Raw genomic sequence first — 8,631 nt, 5'->3', positions numbered from 1 at the left:
AAGGTTAATTAAAGAACAAATGCTTGCATGCTTACCTATGTTCAACTGATTCCTTTATCCCAAAAGTCCTATTTGCGGCTTGTAACTTTCTTTGTCTTGAAACAAAGAAAGTAATCAAAAAAACTCAAGAAAGGAACGATAACAGCCCGTTCCTGTTTATTCTAAATAAGAAACAACAACGGTTTTTATTTCATTATTCCTATATCAGTAAGCCATTCTAAAAACCTTTCAGGCCAATGCACAACTGCACCTACGTTATCTTTTTTTATCCCGAAGCCGTGGCCGACACTTGAATAGATGTGCAACTCTGCAGGTAGTCCAGCCGCTTTATATCTCAAATAAATTTGCGCCATTCCCTCAGCAATATTTGGAACATCCTTAAAGCCGCCCAAAATAAATAGCGGTGGTGAATTTTTTACCGGCTCAATCCTTTTTGTTCCGCCGGGGTAGATGAGTGCCTGGAAATTGGGATAAGAGCTGGCGCGATCTACCTGGTCTTTGGCTGATTTATCTCCTTCATCGAATCGCATGGCAGATAAAGCCGCAACTTCTCCACCCGCGGAGAAACCCATCACTCCAATTTTTGAAGTATCAATGTTCCATTCCTTGGCCCGGCTTCGCACAAGTCTAATAGCTCTTTGTATATCTGCCACCTCTTCTTTGTCGATAGTATAAGTCGAGTTGGTATCACGAGCCAAACGATATTTCAATATGAAGGCTGCAATACCTTTATCGCGAAAATAATGTGCGGGATTATATCCCTCATGATCCATCCATAGATCCTGGTGGCCCCCTCCGGGGGCAATGACGATGGCGACACGACTTTCATTTTTAGCGGGGATGTACGGAATGATAGAAGGCTTATGAATATTAGAAATCAAGTGATCGCCTGTTGCATTGACCCTTACTTTTTCAGCACTAGTCTTGCCTTCAGAGCCAGGAGCACCGTTTGGATAAAGAAGTATTTCTTTTGGTTCCTGCGCATGTAGAAAAGCAGGGAGAAAAATACTAACAAGCAAGAGGAAACAAAGGAAGATCTTTTTCATTTTTTAATTGTTTTAGAAAGCGCGTGGCTAATGACGTTTATATTTTTCGAAAAATAGACAATAAAAAAGGGAGACGAAATAGCTTTCTCTCCCTTTTAATATGCTGCTAAAAAACCTTTATTTCATTTTGCTTACAACTTCACTAACATACTTCACGCTTTGACCAATCTCTGGTGCATTAGTCATCCAGTTGTATTCGTATTCGGCAAACATTGGTCCTTTGAAATTTTGTCTTTTCAACTCTTCTAAGACACCTTTAATATTTGAAATTCCTGTTCCCCATGGTACGTCGTGGGGACCTGCGGGAGCTTGAGGACGAGTTGCACCAGCTGCTAACTGCGGACGCGGTTGTCCCGGCGCAGGTAAGCTCATTTGAAAGGCAGTATATTCTGCACTCGGTTTCTCATGCAAATCTTTCATATGTAGTTCAAGAATCCTTCCTTCCAGTTTTTTCAAACTTGCAATTGGGTCAAGACCTGAACGAATGAAGTGGCCAATATCAGCACAGGCTCCAAGTCTTTTACTAAACCCAGCAGTATATTTAATCAGAGTGTCAGGGCTCCAATAACGTGAAGGCCTTGGATGGTTATGAAAGGCCACGTTGATTTGGTATTGATCTGCCAGTTGAGAAACAAGCGGTATAAACTGGGGCTCTGGCTCCGAAACAAATTGTTTCAATCCCATACCTTTTACAAACTCAAATAACTGACGCCATTCAGGTTCCGTTCTAGGAGTAACCACTCCATAAGACAACATTTGAATGCCCTTGGTTTTTAGTAATTGCAAGACTGAGTCTCTCTTTGAGGCAGGCATATCAAAACTTAAATTTCCTTCGATACCAGCACCGATTTTTTGCCCCGGAAATCCTTCAACGTACTTTATTCCGATACTGTCGGCTTTTCGTAGTGCTTCTTCAAGCGTAAACATTCTAAAAGAATAAGCCTGGGTACCGACTTTCCAGCCCAGAGACTCAGGTGTTTTTTGAGCTTGAACAGGCTGTGTCGTGACCGCAACTACAACAACGAAAAATAAAAGTGAAGCCTTTAAATGTTTCATATGGAAGTTTAATCTGTTAGTGAATTTAAAGATATTATTTATTGCAGCAAATAGACGGGGAAAGAGGGGAGATGTTTAATATAAGCGGGGAATTAATCGCCCTGGGGTTTAGAATTAGGAATTAGGAATTAATGGGTGGCGACAGGAATTGCTTTTTTTTTAGTACTGCCGCCATGGTCAATAATAAGAAAATGTACAAGAGTGCGACGCAAGAGAAGTTTAACAGGGAATTAGTGCCTGGCTAGAAAATGTAATAGTTGCCCTAATGCTATCAAAACTGGTAAGAGGTTTAGACTTTTTATTTGCCTTTTTTTAAATAACTCGAAAGCTCGTTGATCTTATCGGTGCCGATGAGGTCGACATGTAATTTCATTTGCTCTTTCCAGGCTTCAGCGGTATCAGGTGCTGCCCAAAAGCGAATAGGCTTTCCAGCCTTATGAACGCTGTCAATGGTCTGCTTTAGCTTTTTCAAATCTTCTGCTGGGATTGGACCATCGCCTTTCCATTGGGTAATTTTATCGAATTGGAGGCTAACGAGATTTACTCTTTTCCATTCGTCGGAAGTATGTGGTCTTTTTAAATCGTCGTCAAAAAAAATGTAATCGGGGTAAAGTTTGTAATCCGCAGGCGGCGGACGTTCGCCACTAATACTAATTGTTATATTTTTTGCAGCAGCAGGAGTTGACAAATAGGGCATTAAAGGCTGTAATTCTTTAGCAAGAAGGGATAGCGCTTCCTGATGATTTTCCTTTATGTCAACAAGCAGGTTTACTTTTCTTGACTGGTCAGTCCCTAACCCTTTTAGTAATGGATCGAGGTATAAAGCTTTTAGGGTGTTTTTTTGCTGAATGTCTTTTTTATTATGAGCAACATAGAGCACACCATTAACTGGAAAGATGTCTGCTTCGATAGATCCAAACCCTTCGCCAAAGGCATTGGTAAAGGGTTTGGAATTTTCATAATCGTTATGGGAATGGGCATTTACAGAAGAATATTTTTTAACCGGAGAGCAGTCTACAGCGCAAATAGAAATAAGGATTAAAAACAATAATCCCCTGATCAATTTTATCATTGATTTTTTAAATGACCTTTTAGTGATTGAAAAGAAAAAACCTATAAACGAATGGTGGCTGGAAGATACTTAGCAATCAGCTCTTCGTAATAAGGCTTTAATTCTGATACTACTGGTGGCTTCGGACTTTTTGAATAAAGATCGTACGGGTTAAATTTGTCTACCCATTTAAACATCTCCTTATCATGCTCATCCATCAAATGCTCGTATGCATGCTCACGATGTTGAGAATAAAATGAGTGATAGCGGATCATGTATAAAGCCTCTTCTGGCAAATAGTCTTTAACGATGTGGTACAAGTATTCATCGTGGCCCCATGACATATGTACATTTTTTAAACCACAATTTGGTTCGTACATGCCATACTTAGTATTAAATCTCGAGTCTTTTGTATCAGGATTTGCAGCAAAATATTCAGGGTAAACAATTTTATCTGAGAATGCACAACCTACGGGAAAAGTATCGCCAACAACAGCCCACTGAGGTTCGCCAAAAAGGCAAAGCACTTTACCCATGTCGTGAATAAAACCTGTCAACACGAACCAATCAGGATGGCCATCAGCACGAATAGCTTCGCCAGTCTGCAACAGGTGCTGCAATTGATCAAGATCTGTATCAGGATCGCTGTCATCAACAAGGGTATTTAAAAATTCCATAGCCTCCCAAACACGCAATTCTTTCCGGTTGAATTGCAAAAACTCCTTTTGCTTTTCTCTTACAAATTCGTATGTCTGGTACTTATGATTCAACCTGTAAAATTCCCTTACAGTATCTCTTTGGGGAGTATCGTAATTTCTAAACTCAGTTTTTTCTTTTTCTTTCGCAGGTTTTCCTTCTTTAGGATAGCGAACAAGAACATCATCTTCCCATTGTTCAATGCTTTGTAGCGGATTTACTTCACTGGCTGGTATCGCTGTATTTGACATGGTTTCAAGCTTTTATTGTAATGTAAATATACGTTTTATTGCTTTTTTTGTTATAACCGGTTTTCATTATTTTTTACTTCCAGTCATAATTAGGTACCGGACCCATCTCAAAAATCAGCTTGCTTCCCTTCATAATTTCGCTGTGACTAATGAAGGGTTTTGTTATCGGCTTTCCATCTAAGGTTACTTTTTGAATGTATTTATTTGCTGCTGAAAGATTATTCGCAACGATTTGAAAGGAGTGAGGTTTGCCTCTTTCCATCAACGATATTGTTAATTCAGGAAATTGAGGAGCGCCAATTGCATAAATACCTGAGGCAGGCGTTACCGGGTAAAAACCCACTACTCCGAAAATATACCAGGCGGCCATCTGACCGCAGTCTTCATTTCCATTGATGCCTATTGGTTCGTTTCTAAAATTTTCTGTTGTGTGCTTCCTCATTAATTCTTGCGTCTTCCATGGCTGGCCGCAATAGTCATACAAGTAGATATAATGATGCCCTGGCTCGTTGTCGTGGCGGTAATGTTTACCTTCGAAATTCTCATCCAGCTTTGCTGCAAATTTTTCTCTTCCGCCCATCATATCAATCATTCCAGGTACATCATGCATTGCGCCAAAGGTGTAGGTCCAAGGGCCTCCTTCTGTAAATCCTTCCCAATTACCGCCGCGGTTTTTTTCATCAAATGCTCCATTCAGTTTTCTGGGAAGCATAAAGCCAGCGGTAGTATCGTACAGGTTTTTGTAGTTCTTTGTTAGGGCCATAATCCTTTCATAGTCATCCATCTTTCCCATTGCCTTGGCGTATTGAGCTACAGCATAATCATCGACAGAATATTCAATGGTTCTTGAAACAGATTCGGCAGTTTTATCAGAAGGAATGTAGCCTAACTTTTTAAACCACGTTACCCCTGCCTGTGCTTCATAATCGTACCATTTGTCGCGGTCGCCATATCGTAAACCTGTATCATTGAAAGGCGGAACGAACACATCTTTCATCATTGCTTCATAAGCGAGTTTTGTATCAAAACCTTTAAAACCTTTTATAAATGCGTCTGCAATTACAGGATCAGCGTGAGTACCAATCATGATGTTTGTTTCTGCTGGGTTCGGCCACATCGGTAATCGTCCACCTTCTTTATACATGTTGAGCATGGCAGTGATCATCGGATTAACTCTTTCAGGCTGGGTAAGCAAGAGTAATGGGTGGAGCGCGCGATAAGTATCCCAAAGCGAAAAGTCTGTATAGGAAGTTCCTGTATGGACTTTATCATCAAAACCGCTGTAGTATTTTCCATATTCAGACATCTCTCTTGGAAATTGCATGGTATGGAACATAGCAGTATAAAAGATGCTCTTCTGATCTTCTGTTACTCCGTTTACCTTGATCCTGCTTAGGTTTTTCTGCCATTCATTTTTAGTCGATTGCACTAACTGGTTGAAGTCTTTACCTTGTAATTCTATAGCCAAATTTTTCCTGGCTTGCTCGAGACTAATAAAAGATGTGCCGATTCGCACCTCTACTTTTTCATCGTTATTTGTTGCAAAACTTATGTATGCGCCCATCCTTGTACCGAACTGTTCGGTAGAAGATTTATTTATTTGATTGCCATCCCATGTACCAAAAGATTTGAAAGGTTTATTAAATTTTATAACAAAATACCCTTTAAAGTTTGGAAGCTCAGGGCCGATTTGTGCAGACATACGATCAGGGTTATATCCTGTTATTTCCATCTTCGTCCGGTCGACTTTTACATAGCCTTTAAGCTTTTTTATTCTGTCAGTAAAATCATTCGCCCAATCAGTTAATTCAGGATTAAGGTTGATGCCGTGAATAATCAAATGTGCATTTTGCGATGCTGGAAATGTAAATTGGAAAATGCCAGCGCGTGAAGCTCCTGCTATTTCACCCTTGATGCGTTGCTTACCTGCGTTTAGTGAAACAGAGTAATAATAAGGTTTCGAAACTTCGTTCGAATGGCTGTATGAAAGTGCGCGTTCTTTCGGTAAAACTTTAAGGTCGCCTATTTGTGGCATTACTGAAACGTATCCATAATCTCCCATCCAGACCGTCGGCTGATGGGAAGCCATAAAGCCAATGAGGGAACTGTCCTCATAGAAATAATTCATCCGGCTCATTTTGCTTTCACCTGTTTGTGCAACAAAATTCGTCATCGCATAAGGAAGACATACACTAGGCATTGTGCCACCCCCATCAAGGCCTTTCGCAAATCCAGTTGCTGCAGTTCCTATTAGTGGATTGACATAATCAACTTCCTGCTTTTGCGTTTTTGGCTTTTGAGCAATGCAGCAAAATGAGGCAAAAAACGTTAGTAGTAAGAAACTCTTTTTCATATTTCTGTGCGCCAATTTATTAGTATCATTTTTTGAAAAAAAGTGAACGGATTTTGTTTTGGATAACAAGGACAAGCATGAAAGCTTCGTAAATTAGAATAGCACCAGAAACGGCGAGTATCGCTATCGACAAATATTCAACGTTTTTCTGATTTCCTTATAATCCTCAAAAATCATTCAAACCGGTTCTACCAGAATACAGTATACAGCGCGGTTAGTATACCAATAATAATGGTGGAGGCTACGATGAAACTTGGAGATACCCTAAACATTTTTGTATCGATAGCAATAACTTTTGCAGGATCCTGGCCCTTTTTGTCGAGGAGGCTAATAACGATCATAAGTACAACCAGGATAACGAAAACAAGGGTCATCCGGTCCATAAACGGAAGATCAGGAAACCAACCGTTTGTCCAAACTGGCAAGAATTTAAGTACTGTTGAAAGCGGGATAGTAAGAATGGCGGACGTAAGGGCTGCTTTTGAAGTAGATTTCTTCCAGAAGAAACCAAGCAAGAATATTGATAGGACTCCTGGGGAAATGAAACCTACGTACTCCTGAACAAACTGGTAGGCCTGGTCAAGACTTCTAAGCGCCGGTGCAACAACACCTGCTATAATCATTGCCACTACCACAGTAACCCGTCCGGTTCTTACCAACGTTTTTTCAGAAGCATCTTTATTGAAGTATTTTTTATAAATATCTAATGAGAAAATGGTTGAGATACTGTTTGCCTTACCAGCTAAAGAGGCGACAATAGCTGCAGTTAGCGCTGCAAATGCAAGACCTTTTAATCCATTGGGCAAAAGGTTCATTAATATAGGATAGGAGCGATCTGGTTTAATTACCCCGTTGTCGGCCATTTCCTGAACAAACATTCCGTTTTGATGCATTACAAACATGGTTATACCGGGGATAACAACAATCAAAGGAATAAGCATTTTTAAAAACGCCGCAAATAGCAATCCTGCACGAGCGGTTTTTAAATCTGCACCCAGCGCGCGTTGGGTGATGTATTGGTTACAGCCAAAATAGTTCAAGTTGTTAATCCACATGCCACCCACGAGTACCGACAAGCCTGGAAGGTCTTTGTAAAAGGGATGGCTTTTTTCAAAAATCATATGAAAATGAGAAGGCGCTTTGTCTTTGATTACCGCTAAGCCTTTCAAAATATCTCCCCCAAATCCAAACCTTTCTGAAACCAGAGTAAGGGCAAGATAGCATGTCACTAATCCGCCCATAATTAATACAAGCACTTGTATGACATCTGTGTATCCGATCACCTTCATTCCACCAAGGGTTACGACGATAGAAAATATGCCTAGGCCGATGATACAAGTTTCGAAGCTGATTCCGGATATTGAATTAACTGCAAGCGCTCCTAAATAAAGAATGGAAGTAAGGTTTACAAACACATACACCAGCAGCCAAAAAATTGCCATAAGTGTTGCAACAGTGTCATTGTACCGCTGTGACAAAAACTGCGGCATTGTAAAAATCTTGTTCTTTAGATATATAGGTATAAAAAAGACTGCTACAATAATCAAGGTTGCGGCTGCCATCCACTCATAAGACGAAATGGCTAGTCCTAAAGCAAAGCCAGAACCTGACATTCCTATAAAGTGTTCGGCAGAAATATTTGAAGCAATTAGCGAAGCGCCGATAGCCCACCAGGTCAGCGATCCCTCTGCCAAAAAGAAATCTCTTGAATTTGTATCAACGGACTTTTTTCTCTGGTAAACCCAGTACCCGTACCCGGATACTATGACGAAATAAATGAGGAATACTATGTAATCGGAAGTTTGTAAATGGTTCATTAGCAGGAGTTAGAGAATTGGGTGGGAAAGTAAGTATTTAAAATTAATTACGGATAATCTTTAGAGGTTTTCTTATTGGGCAAGCCACTAGATAAGTAAACTGTTCGACGATTAGCTGCAACCGAAACAGCGCGTTCCTTGATTTAACTTACATATTACTGTGCCTGCGAAAGTTGTATCTCATGCTTATTTCTTTACTGTCGCTCAGGTTATAAAGTGCACGGCTTTCTTTCTTCAAACGGCCTCATAGAAAAGGCGTTAAGAAAATTAGGTGAATAGGCGTTGCTATATATTTTTCACAAAAGAACTTACTCCTTAGATTATCGCTCAAGCCGCTGGGCTTCGTTCTTGCAACGTGACT

General features: G+C 40.3%; 6 protein-coding genes. All 6 read right to left on the bottom strand.

The window, feature by feature from the left end:
• Nucleotides 1-185 precede the first annotated feature (185 nt).
• The 6 genes from SAE01_RS23995 to SAE01_RS23970 all read right to left on the bottom strand — a co-directional run bounded on the left by SAE01_RS23995 (nucleotide 186) and on the right by SAE01_RS23970 (nucleotide 8,270).
• The gene (locus SAE01_RS23995) at nucleotides 186-1,046 is read right to left on the bottom strand and encodes an alpha/beta hydrolase (RefSeq protein ID WP_147206380.1); all 861 of its coding nucleotides are present in this window, start codon (nucleotides 1,044-1,046) and stop codon (nucleotides 186-188) included.
• A gap of 117 nt (nucleotides 1,047-1,163) precedes the next feature.
• Nucleotides 1,164-2,102 (bottom strand): sugar phosphate isomerase/epimerase family protein, encoded by a 939-nt coding sequence (locus SAE01_RS23990; protein ID WP_147206379.1) that lies wholly within the window; start codon nucleotides 2,100-2,102, stop codon nucleotides 1,164-1,166.
• A gap of 298 nt (nucleotides 2,103-2,400) precedes the next feature.
• Nucleotides 2,401-3,174 carry a PI-PLC domain-containing protein gene (locus tag SAE01_RS23985; RefSeq protein ID WP_147206378.1) on the bottom strand — a complete coding sequence of 258 codons (774 nt, stop codon included), beginning with the start codon at nucleotides 3,172-3,174 and terminating at the stop codon, nucleotides 2,401-2,403.
• A gap of 41 nt (nucleotides 3,175-3,215) precedes the next feature.
• Nucleotides 3,216-4,100 carry an inositol oxygenase family protein gene (locus SAE01_RS23980; RefSeq protein WP_147206377.1) on the bottom strand — a complete coding sequence of 295 codons (885 nt, stop codon included), beginning with the start codon at nucleotides 4,098-4,100 and terminating at the stop codon, nucleotides 3,216-3,218.
• A gap of 73 nt (nucleotides 4,101-4,173) precedes the next feature.
• On the bottom strand, nucleotides 4,174-6,453 hold the full coding sequence (locus tag SAE01_RS23975) for a GH92 family glycosyl hydrolase (protein ID WP_147206376.1): 2,280 nt from the start codon (nucleotides 6,451-6,453) through the stop codon (nucleotides 4,174-4,176).
• Nucleotides 6,454-6,641: 188 nt separating this feature from the next.
• Nucleotides 6,642-8,270, bottom strand: coding sequence for a sodium/sugar symporter (locus SAE01_RS23970; protein WP_147206375.1), 1,629 nt, complete (start codon nucleotides 8,268-8,270; stop codon nucleotides 6,642-6,644).
• Nucleotides 8,271-8,631 lie beyond the last annotated feature (361 nt).

The organism is Segetibacter aerophilus, assembly GCF_007991655.1.
Taxonomy (GTDB): Bacteria; Bacteroidota; Bacteroidia; order Chitinophagales; family Chitinophagaceae; genus Segetibacter; species Segetibacter aerophilus.
Note: the sequence above shows the minus strand (reverse complement) of the source record. Positions and strands in the feature narration are given on the sequence as shown.